Here is a 21407-nt window from a genome sequence, read left to right as displayed (position 1 = left end):
CCCGCACCTGCGCCACCGCCTGCCTTTATATGAGACTCCCCGCGTGCCCGACGCCATTTTGCGCCTAGCCCTGCCCTCGCCCCTGCGCCGCCTGTTCGACTACCGGGCCCCGGCCGGCGTATCACGTGCGCAGTTGCAGCCAGGCATGCGCGTGCGCGTACCGTTCGGGCGGCGGGAAATGATCGGGATCCTGGTGGAAATCGCCGACCACAGCGAAGTCCCCGCCGAAAAGCTCAAGCCGGCCCTGGCCATCCTCGACGCCACTGCCCCACTGCCGCCCGCGCTGTTCAAGCTGTGCCTGTGGACCGCCCAGTACTACCAACACAGCCTCGGCGATACCTTGAGCTGGGCGCTGCCGGTGTTGCTGCGCCAAGGCGAACTGGCGGAGGCTCGCCAGGAACGCTTCTGGTCGATAGTCCCCGGCGCACGCCTCGACGACCCGCGCATCGCCCGCGCGCCGCGTCAGCGTGAAGCCCTGGCCACGCTGGCCCAGCATCCGCACGGCGTGGCGCATCCGTTACTGAGCAAGCTGATGCTCAGCAAAGACAGCCTCGACCTGCTGCTGGCCAAGGGCCTGGTGCAGGTGGAAATCCGCAAGCACGCCCCCGACCCACGCCATGAACACTGGCTGGCCCAGCCCGAACTGCCGCTGAACACTGAACAACGGGCGGCTTATGAAGCCATTCGTGTAGGCTTCGACAGCTTCCACGCATTCCTGCTGGCCGGCGTCACCGGCAGCGGCAAGACCGAAGTCTATTTGCAGTTGATCCGCGAAACCCTGCAAGCCGGCAAACAGGCCCTGGTGTTGATCCCCGAGATCAACCTCGGCCCGCAAACCCTGGCGCGTTTCGAACAGCGCTTCAACGCCCGTATCGCCCTGGTGCACTCGGCAGTCAATGACCGTGAGCGCCTGGAGTCCTGGCTGGCTGCGCGCGACGGCGAGGCCGACATCATTATCGGCACCCGCTCGGCGCTGTTCACGCCGATGAAGAACCCCGGGTTGATCATCATCGACGAGGAGCATGACGGCTCCTATAAACAGCAGGAAGGCTTGCGCTATCACGCCCGCGACCTCGCGCTGGTGCGAGCGCGCCAGGAAGACATTCCTATCGTGCTGGGTTCCGCCACGCCCTCACTGGAGAGCCTGCACAACGCTTACACCGGCCGTTACGGCCTGCTGCGCCTCAACGAGCGCGCCGGTGGCGCCAAACAACCGCGCTTCCTGCGCCTGGACGTAAAAAGCCGGCCACTGGACAGCGGCATTTCCGGGCCGATGCAACAAGCCATCGGACAGACACTCGCCGCCGGCCAACAGGTTCTGGTATTTCTCAACCGTCGGGGCTTTGCGCCGACGCTGCTGTGCCACGATTGCGGCTGGATGTCCGAGTGCGAGCGCTGCGATGCGCGCATGACCGTGCACCAGCGCTACGGCGAGCTGCGCTGCCACCACTGTGGCCACGTGGAACGGGTGCCGCGCCACTGCCCCCAGTGCGGCAAGGTGGACCTGCGCCCGGTGGGCGCCGGCACCGAGCGCGCCGAGGAACGCCTGGGGATTCTGTTCCCGGATTACCCGGTGCTGCGGGTCGACCGCGACAGCACCTCGCGTAAAGACGCCATGAACCAGCTGTTCGCCACCATCCAGAAGGGCCAGCCGTGCATCCTGATCGGCACTCAGATGCTCGCCAAGGGGCATCACTTTCCACGGGTGACGCTGGTGTCGATCCTGGATGCCGATGGCGGACTGTTCTCCGGCGACTTCCGCGCCAGTGAGCGCATGGCGCAGTTGATCGTACAAGTCGCAGGCCGGGCCGGGCGCGCCGAAGAGCCAGGCAAGGTGATTATCCAGACCCACTTGGCCGACCATCCGCTGCTGATCCAGCTGACGGAAGAAGGTTACTTTGCCTTCGCCGAACAGGCGCTCAGCGAACGACGCGCCGCCGGTCTGCCGCCGTTCGCCCACCTGGCCTTGTTGCGGGCTGAAGCACACAAACCGGGCCAGGCCGAAGGTTTTCTCGATGAGGCGTGCAGCCTCGCCGAACGTTTATTGGGCGAACTGGGTCTGACCGGCATCGAATTGCTCGGCCCGGTGCCTGCCCCCATGGAGCGCCGCGCCGGGCGCTATCGCGCCCAGCTACTCTTGCAGGCGACGTCCCGCGCGCCCCTGCATCGGCTATTAAGTAGCTGGTTGCTTGCCCTGGAGCAAATGCCCAGTGGCCGGCAGGTGCGATGGTCGTTGGATGTGGACCCGGTAGATTTGTATTGAAGCCCCTGCCACAGGTTAATCGTCCGTGAAGGACCTTCGAAGGTTGGCAAGCCCGCCCTCGCCACGGATAATGCCCAGTTTTTCCACCTGCGCTTCGCGCGCCGCCGCTTGCGGTCGAAAGAGAACACCATGAAAGACACCATTCGCCAGCTGATCCAACAAGCCCTCACCCAACTCGTCGACGAAGGTGTGTTGCCTGAAGGCTTGACGCCGGCGATCCAGGTGGAGAACACCCGCGACAAGACCCACGGCGACTTCGCCAGCAACATCGCGATGATGCTGTCCAAGCCCGCGGGCATGAAACCACGCGACCTGGCAGAAAAGATCATCGCCGCGCTGCCTGCCGACGAGAGTGTCACCAAGGCCGAAATCGCAGGCCCTGGCTTCATCAACTTCTTCCAGAACACTCAGGCACTGGCCAATCGTCTCGACGCGGCACTGGCCGATGCCCACGTGGGCGCACGCAAGGCCGGCCCGGCGCAGCGCACCGTGGTCGATCTGTCGGCCCCCAACCTGGCCAAAGAGATGCACGTCGGCCACTTGCGCTCGACCATCATCGGCGACGGCGTGGCCCGGGTCCTGGAGTTTCTCGGTGATGAAGTGATTCGCCAGAACCACGTCGGCGACTGGGGCACCCAGTTCGGCATGCTGATGGCCTACCTGCAGGAAAACCCGATCACCAGCGACGAACTGTCGGACCTGGAAAACTTTTACCGCGCCGCCAAGAAGCGCTTCGACGAATCCGAAGAGTTCGCCGACCGCGCCCGCGGCCTGGTAGTCAAGCTGCAAGCCGGCGACGCCGAGTGCCTGGCACTGTGGACCCGGTTCAAGGACATCTCGCTGTCCCACTGCCAGAAGATCTACGAACTGCTCAACGTCAAGTTGACGATGGCCGACGTGATGGGCGAAAGCGCCTACAACGATGACCTGATCAACGTGGTCAACGACTTGAAGGCCGCAGGCATGCTGGTCGAAAGCAACGGCGCCCAATGCGTGTTCCTCGACGAATTCAAAAACGCCGAAGGCGAGCCGCTGCCGGTGATCATCGTCAAGGCCGATGGTGGCTACCTCTACGCCACCACCGACCTGGCTGCCGTACGCTACCGCAGCGGCAAGCTCAAGGCTGACCGTGCGCTGTACTTCGTCGACCAGCGCCAGGCCCTGCACTTCCAGCAGGTCTTCGCGGTGGCGCGCAAGGCCGGGTTCGTGACGCACCCGATGGAAATGGAACACATGGGTTTCGGCACCATGAACGGCGCCGATGGCCGCCCATTCAAGACCCGCGACGGCGGCACCGTGAAGCTGATCGACCTGCTGACCGAAGCCCAGGAGCGTGCCTACAACCTGGTGAAAGAAAAGAACCCGGAACTGGCCGAGGCCGACCTGCGCAACATCGCCCGCGTGGTGGGCATCGGGGCGGTGAAGTACGCCGACCTGTCCAAGCACCGCACCAGCGACTACAGCTTCAACTTCGACCTGATGCTCAACTTCGAAGGCAACACCGCCCCCTACCTGTTGTATGCCTACACTCGCGTAGCCGGCGTATTCCGCAAGCTGGGCAAGGACTTCAGCGAAGTCGAAGGCCAGATCGTGCTCGCCGCGCCGCACGAACAAGAGCTGGCAGCCAAGCTCGCGCAATTCGGTGAAGTGCTAAACAGCGTTGGCGAAAAAGGCACGCCTCACATCCTCTGCACTTACCTGTACGAAGTGGCCGGCTTGTTCTCCAGCTTCTACGAGAATTGCCCGATCCTGAGCGCCGACGACGAAGCTCAAAAGCAAAGTCGCCTTCGCCTCGCCGCACTGGCTGGACGGACCCTCAAGCAAGGCCTGGAACTCTTGGGCCTGGAAACTCTGGAGCGTATGTAAGTTGGCTGCCAAGAAAAAACCCGCCCCCAAGCGCGGCGCCAGCCGCTACCAGGCTCCGGCGAAGAAACCTATTCCGGGTTGGCTGTGGATGGCCATCGGCCTGGCGGTCGGTGCGTTTGTCGTGATCCTGATGAAGCTGGAGCCGGGCAAAGGCGATGACGTAAAACGCGTCAAGCAAGAGCAGCAGAAGGCCACGAAAATAGCCGAAGCCAACAAGACGGCGCCGAGCCCGACCGCACCGGTGAAGCCAAAGTACGACTTCTACACGCTGCTGCCGGAATCGGAAGTGATCGTGCCGCCCGACGCCGTGCCGGAGAAAACCCTGCCGACGCCACAAGTGCCGACCACCCCGGTAACGCCTGCGGAAGCGGCGAAGATCGACACCGCACGCGCCCAGGCCGCGCTGGCCGGCATCACCCCGCCACCGCCGCCACCGGTAGCCACCACCAAGGCAGCGCCGGTGACCAAGTTCTTCCTGCAGGCGGGCTCGTTCCCGAAACAGGCGGATGCCGATCGCGTGCGTGCACAGATCATTCTGTTGGGCCAGGCGGTGACGGTAGAGTCCGGCACGGTGAAGGATGCGACCTGGTATCGCGTGCTGGTAGGCCCGTTCAGCAACCGTGAGCAACTGACCGTGGCACAGAAGCAACTGGCTGGCGCCGGGTTTAGTAACCTGTTGTTACAACAACGCCAGAGCCGCTGATCAAGAATGTGGGAGGGGGCTTGCTCCCGATAGCGGTGTATCAGTACCAGATGAGCTGGCTGATCCATTGCCATCGGGAGCAAGCCCCCTCCCACATTTGCTTTTGCGGTGTGCTCGAGTGTGCGTCAGACCAATAAACACCACTCGTCCGCCACACCCCCCTACGGTTGAAATCCTCCTCGTCACCCCCATATGAGTTTCCATCAGGGCATTTTCGCCCCGCTGCGTGGAGACTCTCCCCTTGACCACCATCGTTTCAGTACGTCGCCACGGCAAAGTCGTCATGGGCGGCGACGGCCAGGTTTCCCTGGGTAATACCGTGATGAAAGGCAACGCGAAGAAAGTGCGCCGCCTGTACCACGGCCAGGTTCTCGCAGGCTTTGCCGGCGCTACCGCCGATGCCTTCACCCTCTTCGAGCGCTTCGAAGGCCAACTGGAAAAACACCAGGGCCATCTCGTTCGCGCCGCCGTCGAACTCGCCAAAGAATGGCGCACCGACCGCTCCCTCAGCCGCCTGGAAGCCATGCTGGCCGTTGCCAACAAAGACGCGTCCCTGATCATCACCGGTAACGGCGACGTGGTTGAGCCTGAACATGGCCTGATCGCCATGGGTTCCGGTGGCGGCTACGCCCAGGCGGCAGCCAGCGCACTGCTGAAGAAAACCGACCTGTCGGCCCGGGAAATCGTCGAAACCGCCCTGGGTATCGCCGGCGATATCTGCGTGTTCACCAACCACAACCAGACCATTGAGGAGCAGGACCTCGCCGAGTAAGCCGCAGGCTTACTTGCGCTTGAGGCCGCCAAACACTATGTCCATGACTCCCCGCGAAATCGTCCATGAACTTAACCGCCATATCATCGGCCAGGACGATGCCAAGCGCGCCGTTGCCATTGCGCTGCGTAACCGCTGGCGCCGGATGCAACTGCCCGAAGAACTGCGCGTTGAAGTAACGCCGAAGAACATCCTGATGATCGGCCCGACCGGCGTCGGTAAAACCGAGATCGCCCGTCGCCTGGCCAAATTGGCCAACGCCCCCTTCATCAAGGTCGAAGCCACCAAGTTCACCGAAGTGGGCTATGTAGGCCGCGACGTCGAGTCGATCATTCGTGACCTGGCCGACGCGGCCTTGAAGCTGCTGCGCGAGCAGGAGATGAGCAAGGTCAGCCATCGTGCCGAAGACGCCGCCGAAGAGCGCATCCTCGACGCGCTGCTGCCGCCGGCACGCATGGGTTTCAACGAAGACGCCGCACCGGCCTCGGACTCCAACACGCGCCAGCTGTTTCGCAAGCGCCTGCGTGAAGGCCAACTGGACGACAAGGAAATCGAGATCGAAGTCGCCGAAATCTCCGGCGTCGACATCTCGGCCCCGCCTGGCATGGAAGAAATGACCAGCCAGTTGCAGAACCTGTTCGCCAATATGGGCAAGGGCAAGAAGAAAAGCCGCAAGCTCAAGGTGAAGGAAGCACTGAAACTGGTGCGCGACGAAGAAGCCGGTCGCCTGGTGAACGAGGAAGAACTCAAGGCCAAGGCCCTGGAAGCCGTCGAGCAGCACGGTATCGTGTTTATCGATGAGATCGACAAGGTGGCCAAGCGCGGTAACGCCGGCGGTGTCGATGTATCCCGCGAAGGTGTACAGCGCGACCTGCTGCCGCTGATCGAAGGCTGCACCGTGAACACCAAGCTGGGCATGGTCAAGACCGACCACATCCTGTTTATCGCCTCCGGTGCTTTCCACCTGAGCAAGCCCAGCGACCTGGTGCCGGAACTGCAAGGCCGCCTGCCGATTCGCGTGGAACTCAAGGCACTGACGCCGGGCGACTTCGAACGCATTCTCAGCGAGCCGCATGCCTCGCTCACCGAGCAGTACCGTGAGCTGCTGAAAACCGAGGGCCTGGGGATCGAGTTCCAGCCGGACGGCATCAAGCGCCTGGCCGAAATCGCCTGGCAGGTCAACGAGAAGACCGAGAACATCGGTGCGCGCCGCCTGCATACGCTGCTGGAGCGTTTGCTGGAAGAAGTGTCCTTCAGTGCGGGTGACCTGGCCGGTGCGCAGAACGGCGAGCTGATCAAGATCGACGCCGACTACGTCAACAGCCACTTGGGCGAACTGGCGCAGAACGAAGACTTGTCGCGCTACATCCTGTAGACCCAGCTCAGGACTGCTTTGCTTTACTGTGGGAGGGGGCTTGCTCCCGATAGCGGTGTATCAGTATCAGATAAGCTGACTGAGGCACCGCTATCGGGAGCAAGCCCCCTCCCACATTTTGAGGCCGGTTCATTCAGGATCATCTTCCATGTCCAAATTCCCGACTGCTGTAAATCTGCACAAGACCTCCAACACCCTCGGCCTCACCTACGGGCCCGATGAGGTCTATCAGTTGCCCGCCGAACTGCTGCGTACCCACTCGCCTTCCGCAGAGGTCCAGGGCCACGGCAAACCCATCCTGCAATTCGGCAAAATCAACGTGCGCCTGATCAAGGTAGAGCCGGCCGGGCAGTACGCACTGAAATTGACCTTCGATGACGGCCATGACAGCGGACTGTTCACTTGGGACTACCTCTACCAACTGGCTGTACGCCAGGAAGCACTGTGGGCCGATTATCTGGCGGAACTCAAAGCCGCCGGGAAAACCCGCGACCCGAGTGAGTCGGTCGTGCGGCTGATGCTCTAGCTCAGGCCTGCGGCTCTTTAGAGAGCATTTTCTAATTCCATCTGCTTGAATGCCCTGTCTCGTGGCCAACGATTGGCCCGCTTGCGAAAAAAATTAAACTCGGGTAACCAATGGAACTGGCAAGTTCCCTGCATTTGACGATGCGGTATCAACGGTCACCCGAGTCGCGTACCTGGCTTGTGTTGTGTATCGAAACCTGGTGCACAGCGGTACCCGGTACTCGTCTTTCGGACAATGGAGCGTCGTAGATGAGTAACAAGAACAACGATGACTTGAAACGCCAGGCCTCGGAAAACACCTTGGGGCTGAACCCGATCATCGCGTTACGCAAAAAGGATTTATTGGCCTCGGCGAAGATGGTGTTGACCCAAGCCATCAAGCAACCGTTGCACAGCGTCAAACACGTCGCCCATTTCGGCGTTGAATTGAAAAACGTGATGTTCGGCAAATCCCAACTGGCGCCCGAGAGCGACGACCGTCGCTTCAACGACCCGGCCTGGAGCCAGAACCCACTCTATAAACGCTACCTGCAAACCTACCTGGCGTGGCGCAAGGAACTGCACGACTGGATCGGCGACAGCAACCTGTCCGAACAGGACATCAGCCGCGGCCACTTCGTGATCAACCTGATGACCGAAGCCATGGCCCCCACCAACAGCGCGGCCAACCCGGCGGCGGTCAAACGCTTCTTTGAAACCGGCGGCAAAAGCCTGCTCGACGGGCTTTCCCATCTCGCCAAAGATCTGGTGCACAACGGCGGCATGCCGAGCCAGGTCAACATGGGCGCTTTCGAAGTGGGCAAGACCCTGGGTACCAGCGAAGGCGCGGTGGTGTTTCGCAACGATGTGCTGGAGCTGATCCAGTACAAGCCGATCACCGAGCAAGTGCACGAGCGCCCTCTGTTGGTGGTGCCGCCGCAGATCAACAAATTCTATGTCTTCGACCTGAGCCCGGATAAGAGCCTGGCGCGCTTTTGCCTGCGCAATGGCCAGCAGACGTTCATCGTCAGTTGGCGCAACCCGACCAAGGCCCAGCGCGAATGGGGTCTGTCCACCTACATCGAGGCGCTCAAGGAAGCGGTGGATGTGGTTACGGCGATCACCGGCAGCAAGGACGTCAACATGCTGGGCGCCTGCTCCGGCGGCATCACCTGCACCGCCCTGCTCGGCCATTACGCGGCACTGGGGGAGAAGAAGGTCAACGCCCTGACCCTGTTGGTGAGCGTGCTGGACACCGCCCTGGACACCCAGGTGGCGCTGTTCGTCGACGAACAGACCCTGGAAGCGGCCAAGCGCCACTCCTACCAGGCCGGCGTGCTGGAAGGCCGCGACATGGCCAAAGTGTTCGCCTGGATGCGCCCCAACGACCTGATCTGGAATTACTGGGTCAACAACTACCTGCTGGGCAACGAGCCTCCCGTGTTCGACATCCTGTTCTGGAACAACGACACCACGCGCTTGCCCGCCGCGTTCCACGGCGACTTGATCGAACTGTTCAAGAACAACCCACTGGTGCGCGCCAACGCACTGGAAGTGTGCGGCACGCCGATTGACCTCAAGCAGGTCACCGCGGATATCTACGCACTGGCCGGCACCAACGACCACATCACACCGTGGCAGTCGTGCTACAAGTCGGCGCAGCTGTTTGGTGGCAAGGTCGAATTTGTGCTGTCCAGCAGCGGGCATATCCAGAGCATCCTCAACCCGCCGGGCAACCCCAAGGCGCGCTACCAGACCAGCGACAGCCTGACCGGCAAGGCTCTGGACTGGCAGGAGAATGCGACCAAGCACACCGACTCCTGGTGGCTGCATTGGCAGGGTTGGCTGGCAGACCGGGCAGGCAAACTGAAGAAGGCCCCTACAGCGCTCGGAAATAAAACCTACGCCGCGGCGGAAGCGGCGCCGGGCACCTACGTACATGAACGCTAGATTGAAATGAGATCAAATGTGGGAGGGCGCTTGCCCCCCACATTGGCTGCACTCCAGAGACACCACTTCACAGGGCTTGAGCATGCCGCAACCGTTCATCTTCCGTACCATCGACCTGGACGGCCAGACCATCCGCACGGCGGTACGCCCGGGCAAGCCTCACTTGACGCCGCTGCTGATCTTCAATGGCATCGGCGCCAACCTCGAGCTGGTGTTTCCGTTCGCCCAGGCGCTGGACCCGGACCTGGAAGTGATCGCCTTCGACGTGCCTGGAGTGGGAGGGTCTTCAACGCCCAGCGTGCCCTATCGCTTTCCCGGCCTGGCCAAGCTCACCGCACGAATGCTCGATTACCTCGACTATGGCCAGGTCAATGTGGTGGGTGTGTCCTGGGGCGGGGCGCTGGCGCAGCAATTTGCCTACGACTACCCGGAGCGCTGCAAGAAACTGATCCTGGCGGCCACGGCGGCGGGTGCGGTCATGGTGCCGGGTAAGCCAAAAGTGTTGTGGCTGATGGCCAGCCCGCGCCGTTACATCCAGCCATCCCACGTAGTACGCATCGCGCCAATGATTTATGGCGGTTCATTCCGTCGCGACGCCAAACTCGCCGCCGAACATGCCAGCAAAGTGCGCTCGGCCGGCAAACTGGGTTACTACTGGCAGCTGTTCGCCGGCCTGGGTTGGACCAGCATCCATTGGCTGCACAAGATCCGCCAACCGACCCTGGTACTGGCGGGGGACGACGACCCGCTGATCCCGCTGGTCAATATGCGCCTGCTGGCCTGGCGCATCCCCAACGCACAGTTGCACATCATCGATGACGGCCATCTGTTCCTGATCACTCGGGCCGAAGCCGTGGCGCCAATCATCATGAAGTTTCTCGAGGAGGAGCGCCTGCGGGCTGTGATTCACCCGCGCCCCGCGGTGTAAGGACCACACCGCCGCGCAACTTCCCAGGAACCGACTATGGTTCTGAATTGGCGTGCCTGCTTGATGACTTGACCAAGGAGTGTTGGCTCATGCGAGAAAGACCCGTGTCGAACCCGGCGCCCACCCCCGCTGCGTTCATTAACGCGCAAAATGCGATCACCGGTCTCAGGGGACGAGACCTGCTGTCGACCTTGCGCAGCGTGGCGGCCCATAGCTTGCGCAACCCGCTGCATACCGCCCGTCATGCCCTGGCATTGGGTGGCCAGTTGGGGCGCGTGCTGCTGGGCGAAACCGTGCACGAGCCCAACCCCAACGACAGCCGCTTCATCGACCCCACCTGGAAGCTCAACCCGCTCTACCGGCGCAGCCTGCAAGCCTACCTGAGCTGGCAACAGCAGACGCGCCACTGGATCGATGACAGCCACCTGAGTGCCGATGACCGCGCCCGCGCGCACTTTGCCTTTTCCTTGATCAATGACGCCGTTTCACCCTCCAACACCCTGCTCAACCCACTGGCCGTCAAGGAACTGCTGAACTCCGGAGGCAACAGTGTGGTGCGCGGTGTGAGCAACCTGTTCGAAGACCTGCTGCACAACAATGGCCTGCCGCGCCAGGTGAGCAAGCACGCCTTCGAAGTGGGCAAGACGGTGGCCACTACGCCGGGCTCGGTGGTGTTTCGCAACGAGCTGCTGGAGCTGATCCAGTACAAGCCCTTGAGCGAAAAACAGTACGCCAGGCCGCTGTTGATCGTGCCGCCGCAGATCAACAAGTACTACATCTTCGACTTGAGCCCCGGCAACAGCTTTGTGCAGTACGCCCTGAAGAACGGTTTGCAGACGTTCATGATCAGCTGGCGCAACCCGGATGTGCGCCATCGCGAATGGGGCCTGTCCACCTACGTGGCGGCCCTGGAGGAAGCGCTCAATGTGTGCCGGGCAATCACCGGGGCCCGAGAGGTCAACCTGATGGGTGCCTGCGCCGGTGGCCTGACCATTGCCGCCCTGCAAGGCCACTTGCAGGCCAAGCGCCAGCTACGGCGCATCTCCAGCGCCACTTACCTGGTCAGCCTGCTCGACAGCCAGATCGATAGTCCCGCTACCCTGTTTGTCGATGAGCAAACCCTGGAGGCCGCCAAACGCCACTCCTATCAACAGGGCGTGCTGGACGGTCGTGACATGGCCAAGGTGTTCGCCTGGATGCGCCCCAACGATCTGATCTGGAACTACTGGATCAACAACTACCTGCTGGGCAAGGAGCCACCAGCCTTCGACATCCTGTACTGGAACAACGACAACACGCGCCTGCCTGCGGCGCTGCACGGCGACCTGCTGGATTTCTTCAAGCACAACCCGTTGAGCCACCCCGGCGGCCTGGAAGTGTGTGGCACGCCAATCGATTTACAGAAGGTCACGGTGGACAGCTTCAGCGTGGCCGGGATCAACGACCACATCACCCCCTGGGACGCGGTGTATCGCTCGACTCAATTGCTGGGCGGCGAGCGACGCTTCGTGCTGTCCAACAGCGGGCATATCCAGAGCATCCTCAACCCGCCGGGCAACCCCAAGGCCAACTACGTCGAGAACGCCAAGCTGAGCAGCGACCCACGCGCCTGGTATTACGACGCCAACCACGTCGAAGGCAGTTGGTGGCCGCAATGGCTGGAGTGGATTACCCAGCGTTCGGGCGTGCAACGCGAAACCCTCACGGCCCTGGGCAACCAGAACTACCCACCGATGGAAGCGGCGCCGGGCACTTATGTGCGGGTGCGCTGAGCTCTACGAACTCATTAAGAAGACTGGATGAAGACCCGCGACCGTATCCTTGAATGTGCCCTGCAATTGTTCAACCGCAAGGGCGAGCCCAACGTGTCGACCATGGAGGTAGCCAATGAGATGGGGATCAGCCCCGGCAACCTCTACTACCATTTCCACGGCAAGGAGCCGCTGGTGCTCGGGCTGTTCGAACGCTTTCAGTGTGAGCTGGCGCCGCTGCTCGATCCACCCGCGAACGCGCAACTGGAGGCCGAAGATTACTGGTTGTTCCTGCACCTGATCGTCGAGCGTATGGCGCACTACCGCTTTCTGTTCCAGGACCTGTCGAACCTCGCCGGGCGCCTGCCGAAACTGGCCAAGGGCATTCGCAGCCTGCTTACGGCACTCAAGCGCACCCTGGCTTCACTGCTGGCACGGTTGAAAGCGGCGGGACAGTTGGTCAGCAGTACCCAGGCGCTGGGCCAGTTGGTGGAACAAATCACCCTGACCCTGTTGTTTTCCCTGGATTACCAGCGAGTTCTCGATCGCGAAGGTGAAGTGCAGGTGGTGGTCTACCAGATCATGATGCTAGTGGCGCCACACTTGTTGGCACCGGCCCGCCAGGCGACGGAACAGTTCGCTCTGCGCTATCTGGACAACCCGGGTTAAGGCTGGGCAGCCACGGCCTATCCTGGCTTGCCAAACTGTTGAGTGAACTTGAAAAGTTCGCTATCGGTCTTGATGCCCAATTTCCGATAGGCCGATTGTTTTTGCGTACTGATAGTACTGGCGCTGCGCGAAAACTTTGCCGCAATTGAACTCACCGACATGCCATCGAGAAAGCAACGCAGCACCTCCTGTTCTTTGGGTGTGAGGCTGGCATTAGTCGGGAGCGAACCGCCCCCGCCCAGCGTTGATGGTATATCGCCCCCCTCAAAGATAAGTTGGGCGCCTTGCTGTTCAGGCAACATGCAGGGCTGCAGGTAAATTCGCCCTTGGGCGACTGTTCGAATCGCTGCAACCAACTCCGTCAACTTCTGGGTTTTGCCCAATACTCCCCAACTTCCGGCCTTCAACGTCATTAACACCGTTGCTGGTGTGTAGTGGGATGACAAGACGATGGGTTTGCACTGCTTGAAACGTCGGCTCAGGGTCTGGATCAGGCTGAGGCCATCGATGTCTGAAGGCCCCAGGATAAAATCCATCACCACCACATCAGCAGGCCGCCGGGCAAGCGCCTCCAATAATTCCTTGCCTGTGCCGAAGGAACCGATGACCTCAAGGTCGACTTCCTTGCTCAGGCCCAGCTCGATCCCCTGCCTAACCATCTCATGATCATCAAGCAACATGATGGTGTACGTACTGGAAGTTGATGTAGGCATCGAAAAACCCGATCTTGTGAGTACTGCTCATTACAAAAACTCGCCGGTCATTATGATCACGGTATATCCCAGCCGCACCGCAGGTTCAATCAATAACAATAATAAGGATTTCTCTTACATTCCCAACTTACAGCGCAATCTTACAAGTAGCCATCAATACAACTATTTGGATTCTAAATACAAAATTTCGAACAATCACGAGGCCAATATCGTTACTTCTCTATAGGCAGCATCGACGGTTCCGGCCGATTATTTGTAGGCCTCGCCAACTTGGAGCGTTTTTAAACAAAGCCCAAGTGTGCGAGGCCAATCCCAGATAATTCATGCTTGGAAATACTATGAAATTCAACGCTCTCTCTTCCGCTGCAACTGCCCTTGCATTGGCTGCCGCCGTATCGCAAACCGCCTACGCTGCCAATGACGGCACCATCAATTTCACCGGGCTGGTGAACGATACGACGTGCACCATCGAAGGCGCGGCGCCGGGTACCGGTGCCGTGGTCAAGGACGTGAACCTGGGGGGTGTTTCTGCTGCACGCCTGGCGCGACCGGGCGATCGCGCCAACCTGACCGGCTTCACCATCCGTATTGGCGCACCCGGCGAAGGCAGTTGCACCAACGGCCGCACCGCCATGGTTGCGTTCGATCCCACCAGCCCGGCCATCGACGTGGCGACCGGGCGCTTGAACATCGATGGCTACGACAACCCTGAAGACTCCGCCAACGCCAAGAACGTACAGGTTGAAGTGACCAACCGTAATGGCACGCCCATTAACGTTTACACCGAAAAATCGGAGGGCGTCGTCATCGCGGATAACCAGGCCGTCATCCCGCTGGCCGCGCAAATGTACGCCACCGCCCCGGCCACCGAAGGTACGGTCAAGACGCGCGTCGGCTTTATGGTCGTTTACGCCGATTAAGGAGCCGGCAGGCCAAGTAGGTAACGGACTTGCAGCGCCCCTGCAGGTCCCTCCCTGGATTCGAAGAGACGTTGGACACTATGAAAACAATGGCTCGCCTCGCGCTGGCCACCTGTGCTGTTGGATGGTTATCGCTGCAAGCGATTCCCGCCCATGCAGGGGTGATTATTTATGGCACTCGCGTGATCTTCCCCGCCGAACAGCAGGAGGTTGTCGTGCGCCTCGAGAACAAAGGCGATCGCCCGGCGCTGGTGCAAACCTGGCTGGACACGGGCGATCTGCGCTCGACACCGGCGACGGCACAAACACCGTTTACCTTGTCACCGCCGATCTTCCGCATTGAGCCTCATCAACAGCAGGCATTGCGCCTGCGCTACTCCGGCGACACACCGCCCACCGACCGCGAAAGCCTGTACTGGCTGAACGTGCTGGAAGTGCCCCCGGTGAGCGCCGGTGCCGAGCAAAACAACCAGATCGAACTGGCGTTCCGTACTCGCCTGCGCGTGTTCCTGCGCCCCCAATCATTACCCTATCCGGTGGGCAGTGCCCCGGCAAAACTGCAGTGGAAGCTGGTAGCCCGGGACCAGGGCTATGCGCTGCAAGCGACCAACCCGACGCCGTACCATATTTCCCTGACCACCGTTGACTTGCTCAGCGAGGGTCAACGCTTCAGCAAAGCGCCGAACCAGGCAGCCAACGATGGCCTGCTGCTGCCGGCCGGAGACGTGAAACTGTTTGCGCTGCCGCAACTGCATGAGCGTCCCCGTGGCGCCTCGAAGGTCGAGTTCACCACCGTCAGCGACTTCGGTGCCCGAGTACGTCACTCGGCAAACCTTGCCCCTTCAACTACCCGATGACTCACCCCATGAACCTAACCTCTATTTCACAGCGGCTCTTGCAGCTCATGGTATTGGCATTCGCACTGCTGGGCACCGCCCTCGCGCACGCCAGCGTTGTCATCAACAACACGCGGATCATCTACCCGCAGAACGACAAAGAGGTGACGGTCAGGCTTGAAAGCAAAAACCAGGCACCGGTGTTGATTCAGGCCTGGCTGGACAGCGGCGACGAACACTCCACGCCGGACCTTGCCGGCATCCCCTTTATCGCCACGCCGCCGATCTTCCGCATGGAACCCGGAAAGCAACAGGTTCTGCGCCTGGCCTACACCGGCGAAAGCTTGCCGGCGAAACAGGAAAGCCTGTTCTGGTTCAACCTGCTGGAAGTACCCGCACAAACTCGGGACGCCCAGCAGGGCAACCAGCTGCAGCTCGCCTTCCGGTCGCGGATCAAGCTGTTTTTCCGCCCGCCGAACCTGCCTTATGGCGTCGACGCTGCGCCGGGCAAACTGCAATGGCGGCGCGAATCCACCGAGCAGGGACAGGTTCTGGAAGTCTACAACCCCACCCCTTATCACGTGACGTTCGAGGAGATTGAAGTGCTGGAGCCAAACCTGCGTCATGCACGCAAGGCCTCGACATCCGGCGCCGAGAACATGGTGGCCCCTGGCGCTCGCAACCGCTTTGAAGTGCCCAGTCTCAAGTCAGCACCGGGCCGTGCAACAACCGTGGAATTCCAGACGCTCGACGACTTTGGGGTAAAGACCTCTCATCGCGCCAAGCTCCTGATGTGAGCGACGAAGCCTGCCGAGCACCGTAGCCGCCCGACCCGCTCCTCACCTCACTGAACACACCCGTTTGATGCCCATTTTTCAGGGCAGGGCTTCCCCTTGCCCGAATTCGGACAGCACCTTTTTTTGGAAATGGTAAAGATGAGTTTGAACACGCCTGTCAGCGCAAGACCCAGGTCCCTGACACGTCATTGGTTGACGCACACGGCGCGTTGCCTGTTACTGCTGGGCGGTGCCCAAGCCCTCAACGCCCACGCGGTCGAGAATGTCGAGTTCAACCCGGCCTTCTTTCCGGATGGCGTGGGCGGCCAGCAAGTTGATATTTCAAAATTCAGCCAGGGCAACGTTGTACTCCCCGGCAGCTACCGCAGCGACGTCTACCTCAACGGCCAGTGGATAGGCCGTGAAACCCTGGCCTTCATCGCGGTCAAGGGCCTGGACTCTGCGCATATGTGCCTGGAGCGAGACGCGCTGCTCAGGTTTGGCATCGACCTGGACGCGCCGCAGAAGCAACCGGCCGAGGCCGGTCAGGCGCCCACCCCGACATTTGCTCGCTGTGCCGACATTTCCGCCTACCTGCCAGGCAGCACCAGCCAATTCGATTCGGGCGAAAACCGCCTGACGCTGCAGGTGCCACAGATCTACCTGGCGCGTAAGGCGCGTGGCTATGTTGACCCCAAGCATTGGGACAGTGGGGTCGATGCGGCCTTTGCGCGCTACAACGCCAACACCTTTGCCACCCGCACCAACGGTCGCTCACTCAACTCCCATTACCTGGGCCTGAACACCGGGCTCAACCTGGGTGACTGGCACTGGCGTCACAACGGCAGCTTCAGCCAGACCGACACCGCCTCGGGCTATCAAAGCAGCAGCACCTATGTGCAACGCGAACTCAACCCTCTGCGTTCACAACTGATGCTGGGCGAGATCTACACCCCGGGCGAGCTGTTCGACAGTGTGCGCCTGCGCGGTGCCAGCCTTTTCAGCGATGACCGCATGCTGCCGGACTCCATGACCGGTTTTGCACCGGTGGTACGCGGCATCGCCCAGACCAACGCCCGGGTCACGGTGCGCCAGCGCGGCGTGCTGCTCGATGAGGTGTCTGTCGCTCCCGGCCCATTCGTCCTCAACGACCTGTTCCCCACCGGTTATGGCGGCGACCTGACCGTCACGGTGACCGAAGCCGACGGCCGTCAGCGCGAATTCATCGTGCCCTTTGCCGCCAATGCCAACCTGCTGCGCACGGGCCACACTCGCTACTCGCTGAGTGTCGGCGTGCTGGATGAAATCGGCCTGCGCCATCCACCGACCCTGGCCCAGGCCACCTACCAGAACGGGCTCAACAACCTGCTCACCGCCTACATGGGCGCGGTCGTCAGCGAGGACTATCTGTCGCAGTTGTTGGGCGCAGCGTTCAACACCCCGGTTGGCGCACTGTCACTTGACCTGACCACATCGAGAGCCGCCCTGCCGGGCCATGAACCGCGTGGCGGACAAAGCTTGCAGTTACGCTACAGCAAGAATTTCACCGACACCGGAACGCACTTTGCCCTCGGCGCCTACCGTTACTCCACCGAAGGCTTCCTGAGCATCGCCGACGCGGCACGGGTGCGTGACCTCGCCATCGACGGGCGCAGCCTGGACAACCTGTCGCGCCTGCGCGACAGGATGGACATCAGCCTTAACCAGAGCCTGGGCAACGGCTCGGTGTACCTCACCGGTTCCTCGCAAAACTACTGGAACCGCGCCAGCGGCAACCTGACCTTTACCGCCGGTTACACCAATAGCTGGAAGGGCCTGCACTACACCGTCAGTGCCCAGCGCACCAAGGATTTGCTGAGTGACAGGGTCGACAAGCAACTGGAACTGACCGTGAGCCTGCCACTGGGCAGCGACCCTCGCTCACCGACCTTGACCACGACGGCCTTTCGCGGCAATCAAAGCAGCGGCGAACGCGTGAACCTTGGCGGCACACTGGGCGAGCGCAGCGAATTCACCTACGGCGTGGGAGGCAGCCGCACCCAAGGCAGCGGTAACTCCGTGACCGCCGACGTGAAGTACCAGGCCAGCCACGGCGTGCTGTCCGCAGGCTATGGCCAGAGCAACACCTACCGCGCCATGTCACTGGGCATGACCGGTGGCGTCGTCGCCCACGCAGACGGCGTGACCTTCGCTCCGGAGCTGGGCGACACCATCGGCATCGTCCAGGCACCGGACGCCCAGGGAGCGCGGATCAACGGCAACCATGGCGCCCAGGTCGGCAAGCAGGGTTTTGCCGTGGTGCCCCACCTCACGCCCTATCGCCAGAACGTGGTCGAGCTGGACCCCAAGGACCTGTCGGTCGACGTGGAACTCAAGACCGCCGCGCAAAACGTAGCGCCCCGCGCAGGCTCGGTGGTGAAGCTGCAGTTCGACACAGTCAGCGGCCAAGCCGTGCTGATCACAGCGTTGCGAGAGGATGGCAGCCTGCTGCCGTTCGGCTCGGATGTGTTCGATGAAGACGGTGCCAGCGTGGGGATCGTCGGCCAGGGCGGCAAGGCGTTTGTACGCGTAGCGCGTGACCAGGGGCTGTTGACCGTCAAGTGGGGTAGCCGTGACGACGCGTCTTGCCGGCTGCAATACGGCCTGGACAAGGCATCTGGAGGGAGCGCCACCCAGCGGTTGCGCCATCTGGATGCCGGCACTTGCACGGCCAATACAAGCGGTTGATCCGGCGAGCGCGCATATCGCGCCCAAACGCTCTATTTCCGAGGACGGGACTGACGATGAAACACCCTACCCTGCTGGTTTCGACACTGCTGGCCCTTGGCATACCGGTCGCCGCCCAGGCGAGGTGTGACCGATTCCAGAACGATACGTTTACCTTGAACCTGCCGGCTACCATCACCGTGCCGGACAGCCTGCCGGTTGGCAGCGTCATCACTCGCGTGGCTTTCAACGGTACGGCACCCGACTACTTTGCCGAGTGCAGCGTTGCCACCCATAGCGGGGTCTGGGGTCGATATACCCGGCTGCAACACCCGGGGACTGACGCTTACCACACCGAAGTTGCAGGGGTAGGCCTGCGTATCACGATGACCTGGGCCGGCGGCGGAGGCCCGGCAGCCTTTGCACTTTATGACCAAGGCTACCAACAGGTGTACGGGAAGATCCCCAGCTTCACCTCAGCGGAGGCCACCTTCTACAAAATCGGCGCGGTGACCACCGGGACAATCCCCAGCGGAAGGTTCTGGGAAAAACACTGGGTCATCACTCCAGAGCGGTTTCAACTGCAACTCGCCAGCCCGGTCCGCTTCGTCAGGCCTGCGGCCACTTGCGACCTGGCAGCCGGCGACGTCAACCGCACCATCACGCTCCCGTCCATCCAAGTCAGTGCCTTGAAAGATGAGGTCTACGCCGGCGCACAGAACTTCGACCTGACAGCCAACTGCACCGATGCAGGCAACGTCACGTTCAGTATCACCGGCACTCCCGCCCCCGGGAACGACTTGCTGTTCGCCAACACCGGCACCGCAGCGGGTATAGCGCTGTGGCTGTACTCACGCATCAACGGCGTCCCACAGACCCTTAGCAACCATGGCACGCGCACGCTGGTGGTTACCGGCAATCGCGCAATCCTGCCGCTCGGTGCGGCTTACCACAAAAACGGCACGGTCAGTTCGGGCACGCTCGCCAGTACTGCCACCGTCAACATCACCTACAACTGAAATAACAAGGACTACCTGATGAGCTTTCGAACCCTGCCCATAGCACTGGCAATCACCGCAAGCCTGGCTGCCAATGCCGCACACGCCGCGACCACGGGCACCCTCAACTTCCGGGGCCAGGTCAACGCCGGTACCTGCAACCTCGCCGCTGGCGATGTGAACCGCACCATTACCCTGCCAACGGTCAAAATATCTGACTTTGATTCGGTCAATTTCACAGGAGCGCACAACTTTGAAATTTCCGCCGACTGCGAATCGGACATTCGCAACGTAGTTTTCCTGTTTGCCGGCACCGTTTCCGCCGGCAACGGGCTGTTGTTTGCCAACACCGGCACTTCAGCCGGGACGGCGTTGTGGCTTGCACATCGCGCCGCCCCCCACACCACAATCCCCGCCAACGGCACTCCCGCCCAACGCAGCCGAACGATACCGACCAGCGGCAACAAGGCAGTGCTGCCACTTCAGGTCGCCTATCACAAAACCGGTGTGCCGATTACCCAAGGCACCCTGGTCAGCGCCGTGACGGTGTCCATCACTTACAACTGACGAAGGTCTGGCATCCCTCCAACCTTGATCACGGCACTGCGTGAACTGTGGACCACCAGTGCCGACGCCTATTTCGTCACGAGAACAGAAGATGAAGCACGGTTTCAAATCTCTTTGCGTACTGCTGGGCCTCGGTTTGCCAGTCGCCGCCCAGGCGGCCTGCGATCGCTACCCCAACACGCAACACAGTGTGACCTTTCCCAGCACCATTACCGTGCCGGAAAGCCTTGGCATCGGCCAACTGATCACCAGCCAGACATTTGCAGGGCCCTACCCGACGTTTTATATGAATTGCCACTCCCCGACCCCGACGTTTCTCACAGGGCGGTTCACGTCCGCAATCTCGGCGCCGGGAGGGCTCATTTATCACACGAATGTTCCTGGCATCGGCATGCGCGTCATGGTCACGCTGACCTCCGGCGCGCCCTATTCCGCCAAGCTCATGACCGAAAGCCTTGTCTCGGCTCCTGGAAGGATTCTATGGGGGGCTACCCGGCTGGTTGCGCAGTTTTACAAGCTGGGGCCGGTGACAACCGGCACTTTGCCTAGCGGTGAAATCCAGCATAACAACTGGGATGGAGGCAGAGGCCATTACCGGATGATCCTCAATACCTCCATACGCTTCGTCAATCCCGCGTCTACCTGCGACCTGGCCGTTGGCGATGTGAATCGCACGATAATCTTGCCCACCGTCAGGGTTTCCGACTTCAACCACGCCAACTCCACCGGAGTGCATCCCTTCGAACTGACCGCCCACTGCGAACCTGGGATCAGGAATGTGAGCTTCCTGTTCTCGGGTACGCCGTCAACCGGGAACGGCGCGCTGTTCGCCAATATGGGAACCTCAAGAGGAACGGCGCTCGCGCTGTCCCACCGCAACGTCGCGTACATTCCCGCCAATGGGTCTGCGGCCCAACGCACCCGCCAGATCCCGACAAGCGGCGCGAGAGCGGTGTTGCCCATGAACGCGGAGTATCACAAAACCGGGGCCGCGATCACTCCAGGAACCCTGGTCAGTACCGCGATCGTTTCCATCGCTTACGACTGATGAAGTTTGAGCGCGCATAAAAAATGCCCGACCTTTTCAGGCCGGGCATTTTCAGGTCCCGG

18 protein-coding genes are annotated in these 21407 nt (G+C 61.3%); 17 read left to right on the top strand and 1 reads right to left on the bottom strand.

Annotation, left to right across the window (positions count from 1 at the left end; all coding sequences use genetic code 11):
* The first annotated feature begins 43 nt into the window (after positions 1-43).
* The 10 genes from DK870_RS01490 to DK870_RS01445 all read left to right on the top strand — a co-directional run bounded on the left by DK870_RS01490 (position 44) and on the right by DK870_RS01445 (position 12781).
* Complete coding sequence (locus DK870_RS01490) at positions 44-2263, top strand: primosomal protein N' (RefSeq protein WP_161547718.1); 2220 nt, start codon at positions 44-46, stop codon at positions 2261-2263.
* A 129-nt stretch (positions 2264-2392) separates the two neighbouring features.
* Positions 2393-4129, top strand: coding sequence for an arginine--tRNA ligase (argS, locus tag DK870_RS01485; RefSeq protein WP_161547717.1), 1737 nt, complete (start codon positions 2393-2395; stop codon positions 4127-4129).
* 1 nt (position 4130) lies between these two features.
* On the top strand, positions 4131-4832 hold the full coding sequence (locus DK870_RS01480; RefSeq protein WP_016972721.1) for an SPOR domain-containing protein: 702 nt from the start codon (positions 4131-4133) through the stop codon (positions 4830-4832).
* A 241-nt stretch (positions 4833-5073) separates the two neighbouring features.
* Positions 5074-5604: an ATP-dependent protease subunit HslV gene (hslV, locus tag DK870_RS01475; RefSeq protein WP_003171209.1), complete on the top strand. Its 531-nt coding sequence runs from the start codon at positions 5074-5076 to the stop codon at positions 5602-5604.
* A 37-nt stretch (positions 5605-5641) separates the two neighbouring features.
* Positions 5642-6979 carry an ATP-dependent protease ATPase subunit HslU gene (gene hslU, locus DK870_RS01470; protein WP_090367283.1) on the top strand — a complete coding sequence of 446 codons (1338 nt, stop codon included), beginning with the start codon at positions 5642-5644 and terminating at the stop codon, positions 6977-6979.
* 148 nt (positions 6980-7127) lie between these two features.
* A complete protein-coding gene (locus DK870_RS01465) occupies positions 7128-7505 on the top strand; it encodes a gamma-butyrobetaine hydroxylase-like domain-containing protein (RefSeq protein ID WP_145159973.1) in 378 nt (125 codons plus the stop codon).
* A 248-nt stretch (positions 7506-7753) separates the two neighbouring features.
* Positions 7754-9433: a class II poly(R)-hydroxyalkanoic acid synthase gene (phaC, locus tag DK870_RS01460; RefSeq protein WP_060754546.1), complete on the top strand. Its 1680-nt coding sequence runs from the start codon at positions 7754-7756 to the stop codon at positions 9431-9433.
* Between the two features lie 82 nt (positions 9434-9515).
* On the top strand, positions 9516-10361 hold the full coding sequence (phaZ, locus tag DK870_RS01455; protein ID WP_060754547.1) for a poly(3-hydroxyalkanoate) depolymerase: 846 nt from the start codon (positions 9516-9518) through the stop codon (positions 10359-10361).
* Between the two features lie 89 nt (positions 10362-10450).
* A complete protein-coding gene (gene phaC, locus DK870_RS01450) occupies positions 10451-12133 on the top strand; it encodes a class II poly(R)-hydroxyalkanoic acid synthase (protein WP_161547716.1) in 1683 nt (560 codons plus the stop codon).
* A 27-nt stretch (positions 12134-12160) separates the two neighbouring features.
* A complete protein-coding gene (locus DK870_RS01445; protein ID WP_060754549.1) occupies positions 12161-12781 on the top strand; it encodes a TetR/AcrR family transcriptional regulator in 621 nt (206 codons plus the stop codon).
* Between the two features lie 17 nt (positions 12782-12798).
* Here the strand turns inward: DK870_RS01445 and DK870_RS01440 are convergent, their stop codons facing one another.
* Positions 12799-13461, bottom strand: a complete 663-nt coding sequence (locus tag DK870_RS01440; RefSeq protein ID WP_060754694.1) for a response regulator transcription factor — start codon at positions 13459-13461, stop codon at positions 12799-12801.
* A gap of 371 nt (positions 13462-13832) precedes the next feature.
* On the opposite strand from DK870_RS01440, the gene DK870_RS01435 reads away from it, so the two are divergent.
* The 7 genes from DK870_RS01435 (at position 13833) to DK870_RS01405 (ending at position 21345) form a co-directional block, all read left to right on the top strand.
* A complete protein-coding gene (locus DK870_RS01435) occupies positions 13833-14414 on the top strand; it encodes a fimbrial protein (RefSeq protein ID WP_090367290.1) in 582 nt (193 codons plus the stop codon).
* Positions 14415-14494: 80 nt separating this feature from the next.
* Complete coding sequence (locus tag DK870_RS01430) at positions 14495-15271, top strand: molecular chaperone (RefSeq protein WP_161547715.1); 777 nt, start codon at positions 14495-14497, stop codon at positions 15269-15271.
* A gap of 8 nt (positions 15272-15279) precedes the next feature.
* Entirely contained in the window at positions 15280-16047 is a 768-nt protein-coding gene (locus DK870_RS01425; RefSeq protein ID WP_178126850.1) for a molecular chaperone, read from the top strand.
* A gap of 138 nt (positions 16048-16185) precedes the next feature.
* Positions 16186-18753, top strand: a complete 2568-nt coding sequence (locus DK870_RS01420) for a fimbria/pilus outer membrane usher protein (RefSeq protein ID WP_161547714.1) — start codon at positions 16186-16188, stop codon at positions 18751-18753.
* 56 nt (positions 18754-18809) lie between these two features.
* Positions 18810-19751, top strand: a complete 942-nt coding sequence (locus DK870_RS01415) for a fimbrial protein (protein ID WP_161547713.1) — start codon at positions 18810-18812, stop codon at positions 19749-19751.
* A gap of 18 nt (positions 19752-19769) precedes the next feature.
* Positions 19770-20297 carry a fimbrial protein gene (locus DK870_RS01410; RefSeq protein ID WP_060754555.1) on the top strand — a complete coding sequence of 176 codons (528 nt, stop codon included), beginning with the start codon at positions 19770-19772 and terminating at the stop codon, positions 20295-20297.
* Positions 20298-20388: 91 nt separating this feature from the next.
* A complete protein-coding gene (locus DK870_RS01405) occupies positions 20389-21345 on the top strand; it encodes a fimbrial protein (protein ID WP_161547712.1) in 957 nt (318 codons plus the stop codon).
* Positions 21346-21407 lie beyond the last annotated feature (62 nt).

This window comes from Pseudomonas sp. Q1, assembly GCF_009935975.1.
Lineage (GTDB): Bacteria > Pseudomonadota > Gammaproteobacteria > Pseudomonadales > Pseudomonadaceae > Aquipseudomonas > Aquipseudomonas palleroniana.
Note: the sequence above shows the minus strand (reverse complement) of the source record. Positions and strands in the feature narration are given on the sequence as shown.

Coding starts and splice junctions, on each gene's coding strand:
- DK870_RS01410 (WP_060754555.1), top strand. CDS start 19,770: ATGAGCTTTCGAACCCTGCCCATAGCACTGGCAATCACCGCAAGCCTG.
- DK870_RS01435 (WP_090367290.1), top strand. CDS start 13,833: ATGAAATTCAACGCTCTCTCTTCCGCTGCAACTGCCCTTGCATTGGCT.
- DK870_RS01465 (WP_145159973.1), top strand. CDS start 7,128: ATGTCCAAATTCCCGACTGCTGTAAATCTGCACAAGACCTCCAACACC.
- DK870_RS01445 (WP_060754549.1), top strand. CDS start 12,161: ATGAAGACCCGCGACCGTATCCTTGAATGTGCCCTGCAATTGTTCAAC.
- DK870_RS01415 (WP_161547713.1), top strand. CDS start 18,810: ATGAAACACCCTACCCTGCTGGTTTCGACACTGCTGGCCCTTGGCATA.
- DK870_RS01405 (WP_161547712.1), top strand. CDS start 20,389: ATGAAGCACGGTTTCAAATCTCTTTGCGTACTGCTGGGCCTCGGTTTG.
- phaZ (WP_060754547.1), top strand. CDS start 9,516: ATGCCGCAACCGTTCATCTTCCGTACCATCGACCTGGACGGCCAGACC.
- hslU (WP_090367283.1), top strand. CDS start 5,642: ATGTCCATGACTCCCCGCGAAATCGTCCATGAACTTAACCGCCATATC.
- phaC (WP_161547716.1), top strand. CDS start 10,451: ATGCGAGAAAGACCCGTGTCGAACCCGGCGCCCACCCCCGCTGCGTTC.
- phaC (WP_060754546.1), top strand. CDS start 7,754: ATGAGTAACAAGAACAACGATGACTTGAAACGCCAGGCCTCGGAAAAC.
- DK870_RS01430 (WP_161547715.1), top strand. CDS start 14,495: ATGAAAACAATGGCTCGCCTCGCGCTGGCCACCTGTGCTGTTGGATGG.
- DK870_RS01425 (WP_178126850.1), top strand. CDS start 15,280: ATGAACCTAACCTCTATTTCACAGCGGCTCTTGCAGCTCATGGTATTG.
- DK870_RS01420 (WP_161547714.1), top strand. CDS start 16,186: ATGAGTTTGAACACGCCTGTCAGCGCAAGACCCAGGTCCCTGACACGT.
- DK870_RS01440 (WP_060754694.1), bottom strand. CDS start 13,461: ATGTTGCTTGATGATCATGAGATGGTTAGGCAGGGGATCGAGCTGGGC.
- argS (WP_161547717.1), top strand. CDS start 2,393: ATGAAAGACACCATTCGCCAGCTGATCCAACAAGCCCTCACCCAACTC.